General features: G+C 57.9%; 24 protein-coding genes. 14 read left to right on the plus strand and 10 right to left on the minus strand.

The genetic code is table 11. The features are described from left to right. Nucleotides 1-63: 63 nt before the first annotated feature. A complete protein-coding gene (locus tag ACN0Q0_RS10755; protein WP_417243394.1) occupies nucleotides 64-315 on the minus strand; it encodes a hypothetical protein in 252 nt (83 codons plus the stop codon). Nucleotides 316-406: 91 nt separating this feature from the next. Between ACN0Q0_RS10755 and ACN0Q0_RS10760 the strand changes: the two genes are divergently transcribed. From ACN0Q0_RS10760 to ACN0Q0_RS10770, 3 genes are all read left to right on the plus strand, one after another. After that, on the plus strand, nucleotides 407-1,078 hold the full coding sequence (locus tag ACN0Q0_RS10760; RefSeq protein WP_417243395.1) for a S24 family peptidase: 672 nt from the start codon (nucleotides 407-409) through the stop codon (nucleotides 1,076-1,078). 174 nt (nucleotides 1,079-1,252) lie between these two features. Then, nucleotides 1,253-1,981 (plus strand): hypothetical protein, encoded by a 729-nt coding sequence (locus ACN0Q0_RS10765; RefSeq protein ID WP_417243396.1) that lies wholly within the window; start codon nucleotides 1,253-1,255, stop codon nucleotides 1,979-1,981. Next, entirely contained in the window at nucleotides 1,981-2,460 is a 480-nt protein-coding gene (locus ACN0Q0_RS10770; protein WP_417243397.1) for a hypothetical protein, read from the plus strand. The genes ACN0Q0_RS10765 and ACN0Q0_RS10770 overlap by 1 nt, the downstream gene beginning before the upstream one ends. A 577-nt stretch (nucleotides 2,461-3,037) precedes the next feature. Here ACN0Q0_RS10770 and ACN0Q0_RS10775 read toward each other — a convergent pair. Further along, a complete protein-coding gene (locus tag ACN0Q0_RS10775) occupies nucleotides 3,038-3,304 on the minus strand; it encodes an accessory factor UbiK family protein (protein WP_417243398.1) in 267 nt (88 codons plus the stop codon). A 93-nt stretch (nucleotides 3,305-3,397) separates the two neighbouring features. On the opposite strand from ACN0Q0_RS10775, the gene lgt reads away from it, so the two are divergent. From lgt to ACN0Q0_RS10800, 5 genes are all read left to right on the plus strand, one after another. Further along, nucleotides 3,398-4,279, plus strand: a complete 882-nt coding sequence (lgt, locus tag ACN0Q0_RS10780) for a prolipoprotein diacylglyceryl transferase (protein ID WP_417243399.1) — start codon at nucleotides 3,398-3,400, stop codon at nucleotides 4,277-4,279. Beyond that, the gene (locus ACN0Q0_RS10785; RefSeq protein ID WP_417243400.1) at nucleotides 4,276-5,346 is read left to right on the plus strand and encodes a class I SAM-dependent methyltransferase; all 1,071 of its coding nucleotides are present in this window, start codon (nucleotides 4,276-4,278) and stop codon (nucleotides 5,344-5,346) included. Before lgt ends, ACN0Q0_RS10785 begins: the two co-directional genes overlap by 4 nt. After that, on the plus strand, nucleotides 5,343-6,101 hold the full coding sequence (gene pgeF / locus ACN0Q0_RS10790; RefSeq protein ID WP_417243401.1) for a peptidoglycan editing factor PgeF: 759 nt from the start codon (nucleotides 5,343-5,345) through the stop codon (nucleotides 6,099-6,101). Before ACN0Q0_RS10785 ends, pgeF begins: the two co-directional genes overlap by 4 nt. A 231-nt stretch (nucleotides 6,102-6,332) precedes the next feature. Then, nucleotides 6,333-6,482 (plus strand): hypothetical protein, encoded by a 150-nt coding sequence (locus ACN0Q0_RS10795; protein ID WP_417243402.1) that lies wholly within the window; start codon nucleotides 6,333-6,335, stop codon nucleotides 6,480-6,482. A 212-nt stretch (nucleotides 6,483-6,694) separates the two neighbouring features. Next, complete coding sequence (locus ACN0Q0_RS10800; protein ID WP_417243403.1) at nucleotides 6,695-7,528, plus strand: Hint domain-containing protein; 834 nt, start codon at nucleotides 6,695-6,697, stop codon at nucleotides 7,526-7,528. An 89-nt stretch (nucleotides 7,529-7,617) separates the two neighbouring features. On the opposite strand, the gene ACN0Q0_RS10805 is transcribed toward ACN0Q0_RS10800, so the two are convergent. After that, a complete protein-coding gene (locus tag ACN0Q0_RS10805) occupies nucleotides 7,618-8,118 on the minus strand; it encodes an Lrp/AsnC family transcriptional regulator (RefSeq protein ID WP_417243404.1) in 501 nt (166 codons plus the stop codon). A 261-nt stretch (nucleotides 8,119-8,379) separates the two neighbouring features. Between ACN0Q0_RS10805 and trxB the strand changes: the two genes are divergently transcribed. Both trxB and ACN0Q0_RS10815 read left to right on the plus strand, forming a co-directional pair. Continuing rightward, entirely contained in the window at nucleotides 8,380-9,321 is a 942-nt protein-coding gene (gene trxB / locus ACN0Q0_RS10810) for a thioredoxin-disulfide reductase (protein WP_417243405.1), read from the plus strand. A 237-nt stretch (nucleotides 9,322-9,558) separates the two neighbouring features. Further along, on the plus strand, nucleotides 9,559-11,271 hold the full coding sequence (locus tag ACN0Q0_RS10815) for a bifunctional sulfate adenylyltransferase/adenylylsulfate kinase (RefSeq protein ID WP_417243406.1): 1,713 nt from the start codon (nucleotides 9,559-9,561) through the stop codon (nucleotides 11,269-11,271). Between the two features lie 108 nt (nucleotides 11,272-11,379). Here ACN0Q0_RS10815 and ACN0Q0_RS10820 read toward each other — a convergent pair whose 3' ends face one another. From ACN0Q0_RS10820 to ACN0Q0_RS10830, 3 genes are all read right to left on the minus strand, one after another. Next, nucleotides 11,380-11,871, minus strand: coding sequence for a cytochrome b (locus ACN0Q0_RS10820; protein WP_417243407.1), 492 nt, complete (start codon nucleotides 11,869-11,871; stop codon nucleotides 11,380-11,382). A 127-nt stretch (nucleotides 11,872-11,998) separates the two neighbouring features. Further along, nucleotides 11,999-12,226, minus strand: coding sequence for a DUF1150 family protein (locus tag ACN0Q0_RS10825; RefSeq protein ID WP_417243408.1), 228 nt, complete (start codon nucleotides 12,224-12,226; stop codon nucleotides 11,999-12,001). A 3-nt stretch (nucleotides 12,227-12,229) separates the two neighbouring features. Next, nucleotides 12,230-12,643, minus strand: a complete 414-nt coding sequence (locus ACN0Q0_RS10830) for an Hsp20 family protein (protein WP_417243409.1) — start codon at nucleotides 12,641-12,643, stop codon at nucleotides 12,230-12,232. Nucleotides 12,644-12,833: 190 nt separating this feature from the next. On the opposite strand from ACN0Q0_RS10830, the gene ACN0Q0_RS10835 reads away from it, so the two are divergent. The 4 genes from ACN0Q0_RS10835 (at nucleotide 12,834) to ACN0Q0_RS10850 (ending at nucleotide 15,311) form a co-directional block, all read left to right on the plus strand. Continuing rightward, a complete protein-coding gene (locus ACN0Q0_RS10835) occupies nucleotides 12,834-13,052 on the plus strand; it encodes a YdcH family protein (RefSeq protein ID WP_417243410.1) in 219 nt (72 codons plus the stop codon). An 85-nt stretch (nucleotides 13,053-13,137) separates the two neighbouring features. Further along, nucleotides 13,138-13,623, plus strand: a complete 486-nt coding sequence (gene purE, locus ACN0Q0_RS10840) for a 5-(carboxyamino)imidazole ribonucleotide mutase (protein ID WP_417243411.1) — start codon at nucleotides 13,138-13,140, stop codon at nucleotides 13,621-13,623. Nucleotides 13,624-13,628: 5 nt separating this feature from the next. Continuing rightward, on the plus strand, nucleotides 13,629-14,702 hold the full coding sequence (locus ACN0Q0_RS10845) for a 5-(carboxyamino)imidazole ribonucleotide synthase (RefSeq protein ID WP_417243412.1): 1,074 nt from the start codon (nucleotides 13,629-13,631) through the stop codon (nucleotides 14,700-14,702). Between the two features lie 159 nt (nucleotides 14,703-14,861). Next, a complete protein-coding gene (locus ACN0Q0_RS10850; RefSeq protein ID WP_417243413.1) occupies nucleotides 14,862-15,311 on the plus strand; it encodes an NUDIX domain-containing protein in 450 nt (149 codons plus the stop codon). Between the two features lie 36 nt (nucleotides 15,312-15,347). Here the strand turns inward: ACN0Q0_RS10850 and ACN0Q0_RS10855 are convergent, their stop codons facing one another. The 4 genes from ACN0Q0_RS10855 to ACN0Q0_RS10870 all read right to left on the minus strand — a co-directional run bounded on the left by ACN0Q0_RS10855 (nucleotide 15,348) and on the right by ACN0Q0_RS10870 (nucleotide 19,494). Then, a complete protein-coding gene (locus ACN0Q0_RS10855; RefSeq protein ID WP_417243414.1) occupies nucleotides 15,348-16,229 on the minus strand; it encodes a type IV pili methyl-accepting chemotaxis transducer N-terminal domain-containing protein in 882 nt (293 codons plus the stop codon). A 201-nt stretch (nucleotides 16,230-16,430) separates the two neighbouring features. Continuing rightward, nucleotides 16,431-18,074, minus strand: a complete 1,644-nt coding sequence (groL, locus tag ACN0Q0_RS10860) for a chaperonin GroEL (protein ID WP_417243415.1) — start codon at nucleotides 18,072-18,074, stop codon at nucleotides 16,431-16,433. A gap of 45 nt (nucleotides 18,075-18,119) precedes the next feature. Then, complete coding sequence (locus ACN0Q0_RS10865; RefSeq protein ID WP_417243416.1) at nucleotides 18,120-18,407, minus strand: co-chaperone GroES; 288 nt, start codon at nucleotides 18,405-18,407, stop codon at nucleotides 18,120-18,122. Between the two features lie 298 nt (nucleotides 18,408-18,705). Further along, nucleotides 18,706-19,494: a helix-turn-helix domain-containing protein gene (locus ACN0Q0_RS10870; protein ID WP_417243417.1), complete on the minus strand. Its 789-nt coding sequence runs from the start codon at nucleotides 19,492-19,494 to the stop codon at nucleotides 18,706-18,708. Nucleotides 19,495-19,596: the final 102 nt, after the last annotated feature.

Here is a 19,596-nt window from a genome sequence, read left to right on the forward strand (position 1 = left end):
TTCGAAGTGAGAAAAAAGCACTTCTGGTGGCTCGAAGTTCGTGCTCGATTTCAGGGCGGATGCTCATATCGCTCTCCGGTTTTCGAGAAGCGAAGGACGCTGAATGGACGTCGGCCACTCCAGATCGAGAGGCCAGTTGGCGTCGAACCATCGCACAACGTTATCGGCTTTGCGCAACGTGCAACCGGAGGTCTTTTCCTTCAGTCCCGTCAGCCATTTGCCATCATTTGCGGCATAGGTGGAGATCGTGGATATTTTTAGGGCTGTGTGTTCAGAAAAGAATTCTGCGAGCCTTACGATGTCATCGGTTTTCATACCTGCCCCTTAGTCGGATAACTTACCGATAATATAAGCGGAGAAAATACCGATAGTCAAGCACCCCATATTTCGGTATTTTCTCCGAATCATGGGAACAGCTCAAAAAGACCTTTTGGAGGTCGTCGCTCAGCGCCTCCAGGAACTGAACACAAATGCCTTTGCTGTTGAAAAAGCAGCAGGACTTCCTGCTGACGCGATCCGCAGCATCTTACGAAGTGAAAAAAAGTCAGGGACTACTCTTAACCGAGCAAAAGATGTTTGCGACGCGCTTGGCCTGGAGCTCTACATCGGCCCGCCGCGTAATTTGACCTGCGCCCCGCAAGTTGAAATCGAAGGGACAGCGTTCAGCACCGTCGATCGCATTGAGGGAGCGATTGCGGCGGGACACGGACGTATCAATTATGACGCCCCCGCCATTGACCGCCTCGCCTTCTCAAACGACTGGCTCAAACAACGCAGCATTTCTGCGGGCGACAGCTTTCTCGTTGGGGTCAAAGGGGACAGCATGGCGCCACATATCAGCGATGGCGATCTGGTCATGATCGACACCCGCAAGACGCAAATCATGGATGGGCGGGTTTATGCTTTGAATGACGGCGACAACGGTGCGCGCATCAAGCGCCTCGAAGTGATCCCGGACGTCGGCATTATCCTCCGTAGCGACAACACCACATTCGCCCCTGAATATCGCACAGGCACAGATGCCGCGAGTATTGACATCATCGGTCAGGTTGTTTGGTCGGGACATAACTGGATTTAAAAACGCGCGTTTAAAAGTAACCAACCAGGAGATCAGATGGATTCCGTTATACGCGGCCGCTTTTACCAGGCCGAAAATTTTGCCCAAGGTCAAGCAACCCTTTTTGACGCATGAAACCAGCTCTGGGATCACCCGAGAAGAGAAATTTATGAGGAAATATCTGGCGGGGTCAGAGTGCGCATGGAGCGCTTTGAGAGCAGCACTGAAGCTGGGCTTGGCTTCATTGCTGGGGAATTTGTGCGCCAGCAAACAGACAATATTCCCCCTATTGCTCCGCAAGGTGGCCCGTTGGAAGGGCAAGAAAATCCACTGGGACATCGAAGCGCATTCCGTTACCACGCCCAATCTGGTATACTGCTCCTTGAAAGTCGCCCATCCGGCCTGACCCCAATTCGCGTCGATGGGCTGATCAAAGCTCGTATTCCTCGACACAGTGGGTTCTATCTTTCCCCTGTAGTCACAGAGGATGCATTGAATCGGTTGACAAACGGTACTCCAAGGCGTGTTCAGTTCCGGGTCGCAAACCCCGTTGACATGCAAATGATCGAGGGGGATGAGACCGATTTGAGCGAGAACCTCGCACGCATGGCCAACAACTTCGGCGGGCTAACTGTGGAGACAAGTGTGGGTTTCCCTCAAGGCCATCGGCACGGGCAACTAAATGTTGCGTCAGTTCAGCGCGCGATACGTTGGGCGACAGGTAACCGTGGTCATGTAGAAAAGTTCAAAGTGAAGATTTCGGAGGAAGAGGAGCCAATAGATATCTTTGCCGAGCCGCTCAAAGTGGTTGAAACACTCGACCTTGAAAACCTAGACGTCGACGCAAACTATACTGCTCGACGCAATTTGTTGGCTCGGGCATTCGCAGCCCATCTGCCATTGATAGAAAGAGCCTACATGTGATGACCTCACATTTCAGAAATATCAGCGTGCGAACAGGAACATTCGTTTCCTTTTCTCCGATACTGCAGTCTCTGTTTATGGCAGGGATTGCATCCATCGGAGTGTGGCATGTATCTAGCTCTGAAGGCTTTGAGGCATCTGCGATTTACTCTGGTATCTTCGACCTCCTTTCTATCTTCACCGGCTTTCTTGCTACTTTCTATGTGTTCGTCGTCACGAAGGGGAATAAGTTTCTCGAGAGGATCAAGGACACACCCACCTATCGAATGGTGCTTAAGCTTCTCAAGTTTACTATTCTTTGGTCAGCGGCAATGATCGCGTTCACCTACATTCTGATGATAGTCGACCCGTCCAAGTTTGACCTTTGGACGCTCACCCACAGTTTGGTCTTCTTTTGGCTAGCAAACTGCTTTCTGATCGCCATTAACTTCGCGCGATGTGTTGGACAGTTCATGACCATCGTTGAAGCTGGGGACTGACATTTTCGTGAGACTGCGTCCCAGTTCCAAAGCAAGCTCCGCAGCACTAAAAGCCCCCAAGATTCTGATTTATTGACATAATTCTCTTTCTGGGATGCTGAAACCATTCTGGGACGCCGGCATCCCAGTTTGCGGCATGCATCGGGTGCTATTTCAGCGCAATGTAGTCCCGCCTAAATCGCGCTTAAGCCCATGTTTAAAAGGCTTTTCGCACGCCCACCTCAAGGATATGGTGTGATGGCATCCAGAGCCTCCATATTGCGCCTTTCAGGCCTTTTCAGCGTTACTGCAAGACATCAACTTCAGTTCGCCCCGATGGACGTTTGCTGCCACTAAACACCTTTTTTCATTACCTCATCCGCCCACTTCCAATGTCTTCTTGGGTCTTCCGTTATCCCTGCAAGAATAGTTGTCGGTCTACAGACGCGGCTTTTCCACAGGGCAAACCGCCCCTTGTGGAGGCTTTGGCGCCCAAACCGCCGCACGCGCACGAAAACGGCCCCGAAATCCGGAGCCGTGTCTTTTGCCGTTGCGGTCGGGGCCGGACGCGTTCGCGCCACCCCGGCGGCGCGGGGATTTATGTCTTGGTGGTTTTGGTCACGGTCTTTTTGCCCTCAAGAGCGTCGAGGCGTTTTTTCAGCTCTTCGTTCTCTTCGCGGGCTTTTTGGGCCATGGCGCGGGTCGCATCGAACTCTTCGCGGGTGACGAAATCACGATCCGCGAGCCAACGATCCACCAGACCTTTGACGGCGGTGTCCGCCTCGTCCTTGGCCCCTTGCGCCACGCCCATGGCGTTGGTCATAAGTTGCGAAATGTCGTCGAGGATTTTGTTGCGCGTCTGCATGAGCCCACTCCTAAATGTCTTTGGCCCTATATGGGGCGTCCGGAGGCAAATCACAAGGTTGACTTCCGCGCGTGCAAATAGACAGATGCGCACATGTTGACATCTATACCCGCCGTTTTGAATTTTCCGAATGTCTCGCCCGTTCTGTTCGAGATCGACCTCGGCCCGATCCATTTTGCCCTGCACTGGTATGCCCTCGCCTATATCGCGGGGATTATCATCGGGTGGTGGATCGTTGTGCGCGCGCTCAATACCGCGCGCCTTTGGGCGAATGAGACCCCACCGATGTCGCGCGCGACACTGGAGGATTTGCTGACATGGTTGATCCTTGGCGTCATCATCGGCGGGCGATTGGGCTATGTGCTGTTTTACAAACCCGCCTATTTTCTGGCCAATCCGATCGAGATCCCGATGATCTGGCAGGGCGGCATGGCCTTTCATGGCGGGTTCTTGGGCGTTGTCTTTGCGGCATTCCTTTATGCGCGGCGTCACGGGATCGAGCGCCTGACCTTGGCCGATACGCTCGCGATGGCCACGCCTGTGGGGTTGATGCTCGGGCGGATCGCCAATTTCGTGAACGCAGAACTGTGGGGGCGCCCCTCGCTTGTCCCTTGGGCCGTGATCTTTCCGGGCGATGCGGCGCAGACCTGTGGCAACGTCGGCACGCTATGCGCCCGCCACCCCTCGCAGCTTTACGAGGCGGGCCTTGAGGGGCTGATCCTCGGCTCGCTGTTGTTGGTGCTTGTCTGGCGCTTTGATGCGCTCAAACGGCGTGGGTTGATCGCGGGGCTGTTCTTTGCCGGCTACGGGATCTCGCGGTTTATCGTCGAGATTTACCGTCAGGCGGACGACCAATTCATCACCCCCGACAACCCGCTCGGCACGGTGGCGCTCAATATGTCGATGGGGCAACTGCTGTCGCTGCCGATGATCGCGCTCGGGATTGTCCTTGCCGTGAGGGCCCGCAAAGCATGACGCCGCTTGCCGACATTCTGGCCCGCCGCATCGCCAAAACCGGCCCGATGTCGCTAATGGACTTTATGGCCGAGTGCCTGTTGCATCCCGATCACGGCTATTACACCACCCGCGACCCTTTGGGCGCGGCCGGGGATTTCACCACGGCGCCCGAGATCAGCCAGATGTTTGGCGAACTTTTGGGCCTCGCACTCGCGCAATCGTGGATGGATCAGGGATGCCCTGCGCCCGTTACACTGGCCGAGATCGGTCCGGGGCGCGGAACGTTGATGGCCGATGTGCTACGCGCCACCAAGGCGGTGCCAAATATGCACGCGGCGATGCAGCTCCATTTGATCGAAGCCTCCCCGACCCTCAAAGCGGCGCAACGCGACCGGCTTGCGGGGTATGACGTTACATGGATCGCGGACGCCCGCGCCCTGCCCGATCAACCGCTATGGCTGTTGGCCAACGAGTTCTTTGACGCCCTGCCGATCCGCCAGTTCACCCGCGACCCGCACGGGTGGCGCGAAACACAGGTGGCGTTGAATGGCGCGACCTTGGCCTTTGGCCTGTCAAACCCCGCGCCCATCACGCTGTTGGATCACCGCCTGAGCGACACAAAGGTGGGCGATGTGGTCGAAATCTGTCCCGCGGCCGCGCCCATCACCCATGAGATCGCCACACGGATCGCCACCTATGGCGGGGCGGCGATTATTGTCGACTACGGCGACTGGCATTCGTTCGGCGACACGTTTCAAGCTCTCGAAGCGCACAACATGGTCGACCCGCTTGCCCGCCCGGGTCAGGCCGATCTCACCGCCCATGTCGATTTCGAGGCCTTGGCCCGTGCCGCCACCGATGCAGGCGCGAGCGTATCCAGAATGTTGACCCAAGGCGAGGTTCTGGGACGTCTCGGGATCGGACAGCGCGCACAGCGCCTTGCCGAAAACCTCGATGCAGCCGCCCTTGAAACCCATATCAAAGCATTTGAACGGTTGACCTCGGACGCGGAAATGGGAACGCTGTTCAAAACCATCGCGATTGCACCAACGCGATCGCGCTTGCCCCCTGGATTTGACACATGAGCCTCGACATCATTCGCTCTGATCTGCTTGACGGTGTTCCGCATGGATTTTTCACCCGCAAGGGTGGCGCGTCTTCGGGCGTGTTCGAGGGGCTGAACTGCGGTTTCGGCTCATCGGACCAGCGCGACATCGTGGCCATCAACCGCGCCCGCGCTGCCGCCGCGATGGAGGTGACGCCCGAAAACCTTTGTTCGGTGTTTCAGGTCCACTCCGCCGATGTGGTCACCATCGATGCACCGCAAACCGGCGACATTCCCCACGCCGATGCGCTCGTGACCGCCACCAAAGGCCTCGCGCTTGTCATCCTCACCGCCGACTGCCAACCCGTGTTATTCGCCGACCGCACCAACGGTGTGATCGGAGCGGCCCACGCAGGATGGCGCGGCGCAATCGACGGGGTGTTGGAAAACACGGTCGCCGCGATGGTGGCGCTCGGGGCCGAACGTGGCAACATTACCGCCGTGATTGGCCCGTGTATCTCGCAACGCGCCTATGAGGTCGGTCCCGAGTTCCTCGACGACTTCCTTGCGGCCGGTGACACAAACGCACGGTTCTTTACCAATGGCGAGGGCGACCGCTACCTGTTTGACCTGCCCGCCTTCGGGTTGAACGCATTGCGCGAGGCCGGTGTCGGCGCCTGTGAATGGAGCCGCCATTGCACCTACCATGATGCGGCGCGGTTCTATTCCTATCGCCGCTCGGTGCATCGCAAAGAGGCCGACTACGGACGGCTGTTGTCGGGCATCAGACTGTAACAACTGCGGGTCTTTCGCCACATTTGCGCCCGAAACAGTCCTGCCGTTTTGCCTATGATTGTCCACAAAATCGCGCATCACCCTTGTTTTACTGACCCAATCGCGCGGGCGGGCGAAAGTCGATAATTTTCGAAACTTTAGTCGTATCGTCAAATTTCGGCCCAACCCCGCGCCCATACTGGCCTCGGCAATCAAAGAGCGACCCATTGGGGTCCGAAAGCAGAGGCAGATATGACCAAGAGCAAACCGCAAGCGCGTTGGATGACGTCCATGATCAATGAAGCAAAGAAATCCGAGGTCACTCTCCCGTGGCATCGCGCCCTTCGCGCCGCCAAACGCGCCGCACACTCACAGGGCAACGCCCGCAGCGCACAGGCCTGAACAGCCGAATCGCCTACCCCATTCCGGATCCTCCGAACAGTTGAAGGCCTCCCATTCATACAGAGTTCGGAAACAATGCAGGGGCGGAACCGTTTGATTGGTTCTGCCCCTGTGTGTAATTAACAATATATTTTGACAATAAGGGCATTTGTCTGCGACCGTTGATCCTATCACAACTCGGTGGGGGCCGTACGTGATCGCAGGAGCGACTTATGCCGCAGCCTCTAGCCCGGGTTTCCGCCACCGCGCAGACCCTCGAAACGCCCCAATCCCGTCTTCCGTCTCATGGCGGCCATCGTTCTGTGGCCCCTGCATGGACCGTGCGGCGCAAGCCCGTACCGGCCCGTCCGGCGCATGCGATGCGGCGGTTCGATGTGATGTGGCTGGCCGAAAACGGCGACATCATGGACGACACCGTGGCGGCTCCGGCGCTACCGGCCTTTGAGGCCGCTTTTAGCGCCTTCGGGCGGGGGGCCTTGATCCAGACCCCGAATGGCCTGACCGCCGTCGAGGACCTTCTCCCCGGTGACATGATCGAGACCGCCGATGGCGACACGCAACCCGTCACATGGATCGGCTCGGTCGAGTTGGACCACAAGGGACGCCGCTCCGGGGACGCCGCTCCGGAAAAGCTGTACCGCCTGACGGGGGATGCGCTTGGCTATGGCCACCCGACCCATGACTTGATGTTGGGCGCAGGGGCGCGGTATCTGTTACGTGCCGAAGCGTTGAAATCCTACCTCGGCACTGCCCACGCATTGGCCCCTGTGTCGGCAATGGCCGACGGGTTGTCGATGATCGAGATTACACCGATTTCCACCGTGCGCTGTTACCACATCTGTTTGCCGCAGCACCGTTTGATCCGCGTCAACGGCGTCGAGTTGGAAACCTATCACCCCGGCATCGCCGCGAGCAGCCAGTTCCACGGCGAATTGCGCAACCGCTTTATGTCGCTGTTCCCCCATCTGGAAAACCTGGGTGATTTCGGCGCGATGGCCCATCCACGCCTGACCCCCACCGACCTGATCGAGATCGGGTTGCTGTAAGGCACGTGGACCGAACGCCCCGGATCAACACACAAAACCGCGCCCTCGAGCGCGGTTTTTCGTAGTAGGACGCCAAGGGGACTGCGGCGTTACGCCTTTTGCGCAAGCCGTGCTTCGAGCACGTCAAACGGCACACCCGGTTCGGCTTTGGCACCGCGGATCACGAGGGAGGTTTTGACGCTCTCCACGTTGGGCGTCGACAACAATTCCCCCGTCAAAAAGCTCTGGAAGGTCGATAGGTCGGGGGCGATGCATTTGAGGATAAAATCCACCTCGCCATTGAGCATATGGCACTCGCGCACAAGCGGCCATTCACGGCACTTGGCCTCAAAACGGGCCAGATCGACCTCGGCCTGACTTTGCAGACCGACCATCGCAAACACCTGCACCTCGAACGACAGGGCACGCGCGTCGACCACGGCATGATAGCCCTTGATGTAGCCGCCCTCTTCGAGCGTGCGCACACGGCGCAGGCACGGCGGCGCGGAAATCCCGACGCGCTTGGCCAACTCGACGTTGGTCATCCGCCCGTCCGCTTGCAGCTCTGCAAGGATTTTGCGGTCAATCTCATCGAGTTTATGGGCGGGCATATCCGTCTCCGACGTCGTGGCCAATCATGGGGTAAATCATGGCATAATTTTCGAAAAATGTGCGAGGATGCGCCTAAGCGCAATTATCTTTCGCATTTAGGCACGATAATTTCAAGACCATTTCACAACACGGGCTTTTGCCCCCGCGTGATGCGGCATGTCACCGCGCAGGGTTTGCGCCCGCGGGTCTGCGTGTCTATATCGGGTGCAACACGCGCCCGATACCCTAAAACAGACACCCTAAAAATCAAGAGACCCAAAATGGCTGAGACGAAACACACCAAAGTCCTCATCATCGGCTCCGGCCCCGCAGGCTACACCGCAGGCGTTTACGCCTCCCGCGCGATGCTGTCCCCGATCCTTGTTCAGGGGATCGAGCCGGGCGGACAATTGACCACCACCACCGAAGTGGAAAACTGGCCCGGCGAAAGCGAAATCCAGGGTCCCGATCTGATGGTCAAGATGCAAGACCACGCCAAGGCGATGGGCTGTGAGATCATTGGCGACATCATCACCGATCTGGACACTGATGTGCGCCCCTTTGTGGCCAAGGGCGACAGCGGCACGACCTATACCGCCGACGCCGTCATCCTCGCCACAGGCGCACGCGCCAAATGGCTCGGGCTGCCGTCCGAGGAGGCCTTTAAAGGGTTCGGCGTCTCCGCCTGTGCCACCTGTGACGGTTTTTTCTACCGCAACATGGACATCGTGGTGATCGGCGGCGGCAACACCGCCGTTGAAGAGGCCCTGTTCCTCACCAACTTTGCCTCCAAAGTGACGCTGATTCACCGCCGCGATGAATTGCGGGCCGAGGCCATTCTCATCGACCGTCTGATGAAAAACCCGAAAATCGTACCGCTGTGGGATCACGAACTGGTCGAGGTCTTTGGCGACGAGATGCCAAAGGGCGTCAACGGCGTGCGCGCACGCAATGTCAAAACCGGCGAGATCACCGAAGTGCCTGCCAAAGGTGTGTTCGTGGCCATCGGTCACGCCCCCGCCACCGAATTGGTCAAGGGCAAACTGGAGCTGCACAACGGCGGCTATGTCTCGGTCAAACCCGGGTCCACCGAAACCTCGATCCCCGGCATATTCGCCGCGGGCGATCTGACCGACCACAAATATCGCCAGGCGGTCACATCGGCGGGCATGGGCTGTATGGCGGCGCTCGACGCGGAACGGTGGCTGTCCGAGCAGGACTAAGTCCGCTTCAGGCCGCGAAACGGTTCGAACGAAAGGCGGGCATTGTCCCGCCTTTTTCGCCTTTGGTAGACCGAATGCCCTCCACTTTGCGCATAAGTGAGGAAATTGCGCCTCAATCCAGTTTTCTGCATCTGCAGCATATTGATTTGGAACACGACCCTGCGTTAAGGCACGCAAGACCGCGTCTGTGCTTGGGCGCCGCCGTATTTGAACAGTTTTTCCGGAAAGGCCAATTGTATGCCCGAGAACCTCGCCCCCGTCCCCGAGCTTTATGTCTCCTATGAAAGTGCGCAAAAGCTCAAAGTCAAAGCCGCCGATCTGGTCAGCTGGGATTTGACACCCCGCCAGATTTGCGACCTTGAATTGCTGATGAACGGTGGCTTTGCCCCGCTCAAGGGCTTTTTGACCGAAGCCGATTACGATGGCGTCGTCGACAACATGCGCACGACGGACGGCACGCTTTGGCCTATGCCGATCACACTTGACGTGTCCGAGGCCTTTGCCGAAGGCCTGACCAAGGATCAGGACATTGCCCTGCGCGACCAAGAGGGCGTTATTCTCGCCACCATGACCGTGACCGACAACTGGGTCCCGAACAAAGCCAAAGAAGCCGAAAAGGTATTTGGCGCGGACGACGATGCGCACCCTGCGGTCAACTACCTGCACAACACGGCGGGCAAAGTGTACCTCGGCGGTCCGGTCACCGGCCTGCAACAGCCCGTCCACTATGATTTCCGCGGCTCGCGCGACACGCCAAACGAATTGCGCGCCTATTTCCGCAAACTCGGTTGGCGTCGCGTTGTGGCGTTCCAGACCCGCAACCCGTTGCACCGCGCCCACCAGGAACTGACATTCCGCGCCGCGAAAGAGGCACAGGCCAACCTGCTGATCCATCCCGTTGTGGGCATGACCAAACCGGGCGATGTCGACCACTTTACCCGCGTGCGCTGCTATGAGGCGGTTCTGGACAAATACCCTGCCTCCACCACCACCATGTCGCTTTTGCCGCTCGCCATGCGTATGGCGGGTCCACGCGAAGCGGTCTGGCACGGGTTGATCCGCGCCAACTACGGCTGCACCCACTTTATCGTTGGCCGCGACCACGCAGGCCCCGGCAAAAACTCGCAGGGCGAAGATTTCTATGGCCCCTATGATGCACAGGACCTGTTCCGTGAGCACCAAGAGGAAATGGGCATCGAAATGGTCGACTTCAAACACATGGTCTATGTGCAAGAACGCGCCCAGTACGAGCCCAACGACGAGATCGCGGATCGTGACAACGTCACCATTCTGAACATCTCGGGGACCGAATTGCGCCGCCGTTTGGCCGAGGGTCTGGAAATCCCCGAGTGGTTCTCCTTCCCCGAGGTGGTCAAGGAGCTGCGCAAGACCAAGCCGCCACGCTCCAAGCAAGGCTTTACCGTATTTTTCACCGGTTTTTCCGGGTCCGGCAAATCCACCATCGCCAACGCGTTGATGGTCAAGCTGATGGAAATGGGCGGTCGCCCTGTGACCTTGCTCGATGGTGATATCGTGCGCAAGAACCTCTCGTCCGAGTTGGGGTTCTCCAAAGAGCACCGTGACCTGAACATCCGCCGCATCGGTTACGTGGCCTCCGAGATCACCAAAAACGGCGGCATCGCCATCTGTGCGCCCATCGCGCCCTACGCCGCAACCCGCCGCGCCGTGCGTGAGGATGTCGAAGCCTTCGGCGCCTTTGTCGAAGTCCACGTGTCCACGAGCATCGAAGAGTGCGAAAAGCGCGATCGCAAGGGTCTGTACAAACTCGCCCGCGAAGGCAAGATCAAGGAATTCACAGGGATTTCAGATCCCTATGATGTGCCTGCAAACCCCGAGCTGCGGGTTGAAACCGTCGGCCACGATGTGGACAACTGTGCGCATCAGGTGATCCTCAAACTTGAGAGCCTTGGCCTGATCTCCGCCCATTAAGCGGCATTCGGCACACCACGGACAAAGCCCCGCTCTATGACAGAGCGGGGCTTTTCTTTTGCGCTCTTGCGATGGTTCCCGTACGGGCACGCCCCGCACGAGCATCACCTATCCGCGTTTGGGGCGCATCCGGTCCAGTAGCCCGTCTTTGAGAACAAACTGATGATAGAGCGCGGCCAAAGCGTGCAGGGCGACAAGCCAAACGGCGAGTTTGACGACGATGCCATGCACATCCCCCGCAGGGCGAATGCCGAGACCCCATGCGGCGATGCCGGACAGCGGGATCATCACGAGCAGCGCATAGAGCGCGATATGGGCAACCTGCGCGGCCCGATCCATCAACGGTTTGCCGTTTGGCGGCAGCGCAGGCGCGCCTTTGCGCCAACGCACCACAAGACGGATCAACGTCAGAACAAGGACCGCAACACCGACGGGCGGGTGGACCAATGCGGCGAACTGGTCGGGGATGCCGCCCTCCAACTTGACCTTGAGCGCACGGCCCATGTTGTCGGAGACAATAAAGTTGAACGCAAAGAGCACGAAAACGAGCCAGTGCAGACCGATTTGGGCCGGCGCGTAGCGCGAAACAGATGATGACATGAGAGCCTCGTAAATTCGGGTTAAGGATGATTAGGTTATAGTATAATAACCTGATTCCAACCGGACAAAAAAGGCCCCCGAAACGGGAGCCTTGTGTTTTTTTTGCCGATGCCAAGGACCTATGCGGTCAATGCACGCTCATCGGCGCGTAATCGTGTTCCCGCGCAAGGGCAAAAGCCAAGGTTTTGTTGGCGACAAGGGCCAACCGCTGACCGTCGGAATCATGGACCGAATACAAAAGGTCCAATCCGTCCGCCTGTTTGCGCACCTCGTCAGGCAAATCGCTAACGGCCACGGCGCGGACATAGACAATCTTGCCGCCGTCACCGAATATGTTGGGATAGGTGGTATCCATAGCTCACCCCTTTTTGATCTGAATGGTCTGGACAACAGTTTCGGGTTCGCACCGCGTCAAATCGACATGTAACAACCCGTTTTCCATATGCGCCCCCGCAACATCGACGCCATCGGCGAGCACAAAAGAGCGTTGGAATTGCCGCGCCGCAATGCCGCGATGCAAAAACACCCGCCCCTCGGGTTCGTCGCCTTGGCGCCCGCGCACCATCAACTGCCGGTCCTCGACGGTGATCGCCAAATCGTCATCGGCAAATCCCGCGACCGCAAGCGTGATGCGAAACGCATTTTCTGTCGTTTGTTCAATGTTATAGGGAGGATAGCCGCCCGTATCGGTTTTGGCCGTGCGCTCGACAAGGCGCTCCAACTGGTCAAACCCCAACAAAAACGGATGGGTGGCAAAGGTCACTTTGGTCATAAACACGCCCTTTCTCTAAAAGCGACAGTGCAACATCCGGCCCCTCGGAAGGCGGCCGTGTTTCTAAAGATATGGGGAGACTTGGCGGCGCTTCAAGAGAGATCTGTCCTGACCGCCTGTAAAGCTTTGAGATTTAGAGATTCGGGCGTATATTCCAAAGCCCGACCATAATGCGCCAAGAGAGCCAAAAATGAACATGTCCACCCGAATGGAACAGATCGAAGTGCTCCGTGTCGAGATCGAAGTCCTCAAACGCGAACACCGCGATCTGGATGAGGCCATTCACGCCATGCAAGCGCAAGGACACCTTGATGCGCTCCGCCTGCAGCGCCTCAAAAAGCAAAAACTGCTGCTCAAGGACCAGATCGAAGTCCTCTATGATCGCATCAACCCCGACATCATCGCCTAAGACCGCGCGTCCCGCACTTCCCGTTGCCACCACCCCGCAAGCCGTTATAGTGCGGGCTCTTATTTAGCCTAGCGGGGACACCACAGTGAGCGTCAAAGTCGGCATCATCATGGGCAGCCAATCGGACTGGCCCACCATGAAAAAAGCAGCGGAAGTTCTCGACGAATTGGGCGTGGCCTATGAGACCAAAATCGTCTCGGCCCACCGCACCCCTGACCGGTTGTGGAGCTACGGCAAAGAGGCCGCCGGGCGCGGTCTCAAGGTGATCATCGCAGGGGCCGGTGGCGCCGCCCACCTCCCCGGAATGATGGCGTCGAAAACCCGCGTTCCGGTTGTGGGCGTCCCGGTGCAAACCCGCGCGCTTTCCGGCGTCGACAGCCTGTATTCCATCGTGCAAATGCCCAAAGGGTTCCCCGTGGCCACCATGGCCATTGGCGAGGCCGGGGCCGCCAACGCGGGTCTGATGGCTGCGGGCATTCTGGCCACGGCCGATGACGCATTGGCCGCACGGCTCGACGCATGGCGCGACGCCCTGTCCGCCTCCATCCCCGACGCCCCCGTAGACGAGTAAGTGACATGACAGACGTTCTGCCCTCCGGGGCCACCATCGGCATTTTGGGCGGGGGTCAGCTTGGCCGTATGCTCAGTGTGGCCGCCGCCCGCCTCGGTTTCAAAACCTGTATTTTCGAACCGGCCGGTGATTGCCCCGCAAGCCATGTGGCCAACACCCATGTCAAAGCCTCCTATGAGGACGAGGACGCGTTGAAAAAATTCGCGGCCTCGTGTGATGTTGTAACCTACGAGTTCGAGAACGTACCGACATCGGCGCTTGATCTCATCGAGGCCACCGTGCCTATTCGCCCGAACCGCCGCACGCTTGCCGTCTCTCAAGACCGCCTGAGCGAAAAGGCGTTCCTGTCCGGACTGGGCCTCACGGTTGCGCCCTTTGCCGCCGTCAACGATGCCGACAGCCTCGCCGCCGCCATCGCCCGGGTCGGCACGCCCGCCATTCTGAAAACCCGCCGCTTTGGCTATGACGGCAAAGGTCAGGCACGGATCATGTCGCCCGATGACGCGGACGCCGCCCTTGCCGATATGGCGGGTGCGGAGGCCGTTCTGGAAGGGTTTGTCGAGTTCAGCCATGAGGTTTCGGTGATCGCGGCACGCGGCCAAACGGGGGATATTTCGTGCTTTGACCCCGGTGAGAACGTCCACCTCGACGGTATTTTGCACACCACCACGGTCCCTGCGCGCCTCACGCCGGCGCAGCGCACCGATGCGGTGTTGCTCGCCGCGAAAATCCTCAATGAGCTTGAGTATGTTGGGGTCATGGGGGTGGAATTATTCGTGACCAAAGCGGGGTTGGTCGTCAACGAAATCGCACCGCGCGTCCATAACTCGGGTCACTGGACCCAAAACGGCTGTACCATTGACCAGTTCGAACAGCACATCCGCGCCGTCGCAGGGTGGCCGTTGGGCGATGGCACGCGCCATTCCAATGTAGAGATGCTCAATCTGATCGGCGATGATGTCGACCGCATTCCCGAACTGGCCAAAAGCGGCGCGGTGGGCATCCACCTCTATGGCAAAGCGCAGGTCAAAGCGGGTCGTAAGATGGGCCATGTGAACACCCTCACCGGCCCTGCGTAACCCGCGCATCGACACCCGCCCCCCCACAACGGCCCCGCATCACGCGGGGCCTTTTTCGCACGCTGTCGCCGTCCCGCCCCCTTTGACACCCCGAACCGCAATCGGGGGCGCGGGGGCAATTCGCTTGCATGTGCGCACGCACTGCGCCACCGTCATACCATGACACGTTCCCCCCGCCTTGCCGCACGCGCCATCCTGATCCGTGAGGATCGCCTGTTGCTCGTCAATGCCTACCCCAAGCACCACCTCGGGCTTTGGTGCGCCCCCGGAGGCGGGATTGAACGCGGGCAGTCCATCCCCGACAACCTTGTCCGTGAGGTCCATGAGGAAACCGGATTGACCGTCGATGTCGGCCCGCTCGCGTTGATCAACGAATTTCACGATCCGGACAGCGGCTTTCATCAGGTTGATCTGTTTTTCCACTGCACACTGGTTTCGGGCGCGATTGATGACACATGGCGCGATGTTGCCAATGTGGTGTCCAAACGGGGGTGGTTCGCCCGCGCCGACCTTGCCGCGATGACGATCAAACCCTCAAGTCTGGCACGGGTGGCGTTTGAACCGGCAGGCACGCCCTACTATGACGCGCTTGAGGTCATCCTGAAATAGCGGATCGACCCGCTCCAACGGAAACGGGCATGTTGTTCAAAGTGCTGTGTAGAGTTTTACGGTCCTGCTCAAATCCGACATGAAGGCTTCGATATCCCACGACAATTCGCGCATATCGCGCTCGGACAGAATGTCGACCTCCAGAGCCGAGACAAGCGCATTCATAATGGACCACCGTTGCCAGCTGTAGCCGTTTTCTTCGTAGATATCGGGCGTGGGCGCCGCCGGAAGTCCCAATTGGCGCGACCCGAACGCCAGACCAAAGGCACTTTCGTGGAACACTTGCATCGTCTCGTTGAATGTCGAGGTGTCGATTTTGGCCCCCGCGGCAACCCCTTTGCGTTCCATTTGCAACAGACAGGCTTCCTTGCCGATCTTTTGAACCAACATCCGTTGGCGCCCCGCAAGATTGATCATCAACGCGGTCGCGGGCGAAAGCCCGCTTCCCTCTTTCCGCGCCTTGTCCTCAAGCGTGATCGCGAGATAATTCGATGCCGTTAAAAGCTCGGTCGAGATATCGGAAAACTCGCGAAGCTCATCAAGGGTCACAGCCCCCGGTTTGGTAAATCCGGTCACTTTGCGCTGCATTTTGAACCAGATCTGTTCAATATCGGCAATATCACTGAGCGCAGTCTCGTCGGTTTCTTGCAAAAAGCCCTCGGCGCCGCCACCCATTTTCAACGTGCGCAGCGAATTGCCAAAAAGCGTGCGCGATTCGAGCAAGACTTGCTTGTTGCTTTGCACATCCACCTCGACCGCAATGAAACAGGCCGCCCGCGCCATGCGCTGCGTCAACATCCGTTGGCGCCCCGCCAAATCAATCCGCAGGTTCAGGTTTTCCTCGGCAAAAACAGGAGGCGCCACGGACACCAACGACACGAACAACATTACCACGATGGCTCTGGGCAGGGTCAGCATTATCGGTCTCCATAAACGTCTCTTTGCCGTTTCTTAGGAAACCCGGGCTAATAAACCGTTACATCCGGCAAAAAACCGGAAAACAGGTTAAAATGGACCACGTGAAACCGGAAAGGGCCGCCCGAAGGCGACCCTTTAATTTTTTGCGTACAGTGGCAAATGGCCACCCGATCCAATGGCGAAACCGCCGTTGGGGCGGGTTTACATCATACCGCCCATGCCGCCCATGCCGCCCATGTCGGGCATACCGCCGCCGGCACCGTCTTTGGACGGTTTCTCGGCAACCATAGCTTCCGTGGTGATCAAGAGACCCGCGATAGATGCCGCGTCCTCAAGAGCCGTACGGGTCACTTTGGCAGGGTCGATCACGCCGAAGGCAAACATGTCGCCATACTCTTCGGTTTGAGCGTTAAAGCCAAAGGTCAGATCAGTGCTTTCACGCACTTTGCCGGCCACAACAGCGCCATCGACGCCTGCGTTTTCAGCAATCTGACGCAGCGGAGCCTCAAGCGCACGGCGCACGATGGCGATACCGGCGTTTTGATCCGCGTTTGCGCCATCCATACCTTCGAGCACTTTGCCCGCCTGCACGAGCGCCACACCACCGCCGACAACGATGCCTTCCTGAACCGCGGCGCGGGTTGCGTTCAAAGCGTCTTCTACGCGGTCTTTGCGCTCTTTCACTTCGATTTCGGTCATGCCACCAACGCGGATCACGGCCACACCACCAGCGAGTTTTGCAACGCGCTCCTGAAGTTTTTCACGGTCGTAGTCGGATGTGGTTTCTTCGATCTGCTGACGGATCTGGGCAACGCGTGCTTCGATCTCTGCCTTTTCGCCATTGCCTTCGACGATCGTGGTTTCGTCTTTGGAGATGGTGATTTTCTTGGCGGAACCGAGCATATCCATCGTGACGGATTCAAGCTTCATGCCGAGATCTTCGGAGATCACCTGACCGCCGGTGAGGATCGCGATGTCTTGCAACATGGCTTTGCGGCGATCGCCGAAACCAGGCGCTTTGACAGCTGCGATTTTCAGACCACCGCGCAGTTTGTTGACCACGAGGGTTGCCAGTGCTTCGCCTTCAACATCTTCTGCGATGATGAGAAGCGGTTTTTGCGACTGGATGACCTGCTCGAGGAGCGGAACCATCGGCTGCAAGGAGGAGAGTTTTTTCTCGTGCAGCAAGATGATGCAGTCTTCGAGGTCTGCGATCATTTTGTCAGGGTTGGTCACGAAGTAGGGCGACAGGAAGCCACGGTCGAACTGCATGCCTTCGACCACGGTGGTCTCGGTTTCCATGCCTTTGTTCTCTTCGACGGTGATGACGCCGTCGTTGCCGACTTTCTGCATCGCGTCTGCGATCTGGCGGCCGATCTCGGATTCGCCGTTGGCGGAGATGGTGCCGACCTGAGCCACTTCGGCGGAATCATTGACGGGGCGCGCCGCGTCCTTGATCGCCTGAACGACTTTGGTGGTTGCAAGGTCGATGCCGCGCTTGAGGTCCATCGGGTTCAGACCGGCAGCAACCTGCTTAAGGCCTTCCTTGATGATGGCTTGTGCCAGAACGGTCGCGGTGGTGGTGCCGTCGCCGGCCTCATCATTGGTGCGCGATGCCACTTCTTTGACCATCTGTGCGCCCATGTTCTCGAACTTGTCTTCGAGATCGATCTCTTTGGCCACGGATACGCCGTCTTTGGTGATGCGTGGTGCGCCGAACGATTTTTCGAGCACAACGTTGCGGCCTTTGGGGCCGAGCGTCACTTTTACTGCGTCTGCGAGGATGTTAACGCCTTTGAGCATGCGGTTGCGTGCGTCGACGTCAAACTTGACTTCTTTAGCCATGGTTCACTCCTGAATTCAGGTAAATTTCGGTAGGAAAGAGATCGCTTAGGCGATGATGCCGAGAATGTCGGACTCTTTCATGATGAGCAGCTCTTCGCCCTCAACAGTGATTTCCGTGCCGGACCATTTGCCGAACAGGATGCGGTCGCCTGCTTTGACGGAGGGTGCAATCAGCTCGCCGCTGTCTTTGCGTGCGCCTTCGCCAACGGAGACGATTTCGCCTTCGGAGGGTTTTTCTTTGGCGCTATCTGGAATGATGAGGCCGCCAGCAGTTTTTTCGTCGCCTTCGGTGCGGCGAACAACAACGCGGTCGTGAAGCGGTTTAAATGCCATCTTCGAGGATCCTTCGCTCAAATATGCAGACCCATACGGGCCAGTTTCGGTTCGTCCCGCCATGTCACACACAGCAGGTAAATGTCGCGTTAGCACTCACATAGGGCGAGTGATAACGAGATATACGTAGGGAGCGTCTGAGGGCGTGTCAACCAGAGGCCGTGCAAATAGATTTCTTTGCAGGAGTGGCCTGAAAGCCATTGAAATAATGTACGATGCGGAGAGCGACCACTCCGAGCCCTCAGCACATTATACTACGGGGCCGGAATGGTTGCGATCCGACTGTCATCTCTACACTTTATTCTCGGCCCGACATATTTTCTTTGCGCCATTGTGATGGCGTTTGGCCGATCACACGCAAAAATTCACGATTGAAATTGGACTTCGTTGCGAATCCCGCAGCCAAAGAGACTTCCATGATTGTCTTCTTTGATGTGCTCAACTGGGTACAGGCTTCCCGAATCCGAAAGTCATTCACGAACTGGGACACGCTCATCCCGCGCACCCTGTTTATTGCGTTTGAAACCTGCCGGTCTGGCAGGCCAAGTTTTCGGGCAAGACGACGCAAACTGAGGTCTTCGTCTCGGTGCAGCGCCTCTTGGACAAATAAACGCTCAAGGCGGCTCACAATGTCGCTGTCTTTTTCGGTCGCTTCCGGGGTAAATGCGACTGTTTCGCTTTCTGGCTCGGTCATGTCAGCCGCACGGCCGAAAGAGGCAGAGACACCAATCACGACAACAAATGCAGTTTGCACGAATGTCAGGATCAGGCCGGCGTTTCGCCCATCGTGTTGTATGAAGTCGATGATCAGGTAGATGTCCGTCAGACCGGACAACACCAAAGCTGCCCCCGTCAGAACCATGGCCAACCGGATCTCACGTTCGTCATTGATGGGCGACAAAGAGAGTGCATCTGTACCCTTCCACCAAAGCCGGAGAAGCAAAACGCCAAACCCCAAATAGGTCATCAGAATGAGCGGATCAGGGATCACGGGCAGCACAGCAAAGGCCAACCAGTTCAGGGCAATGACGCCAACGGGCCAAAGGTGTTGTCGTGTTTGGCGCTGCGCAAGCGCGGCATAAGACATATAGGCTACGGCAGGCAAAACGGGGGCCAAAAGGATCAAGTACGTCGAAAGGCCGTCTATGTCGTAGCCCCACCGCAGCGAGACCAAAAGCGATTGCACCGC

Origin of the sequence: Celeribacter sp., assembly GCF_048259695.1 — a bacterium.
GTDB lineage: Bacteria > Pseudomonadota > Alphaproteobacteria > Rhodobacterales > Rhodobacteraceae > Celeribacter.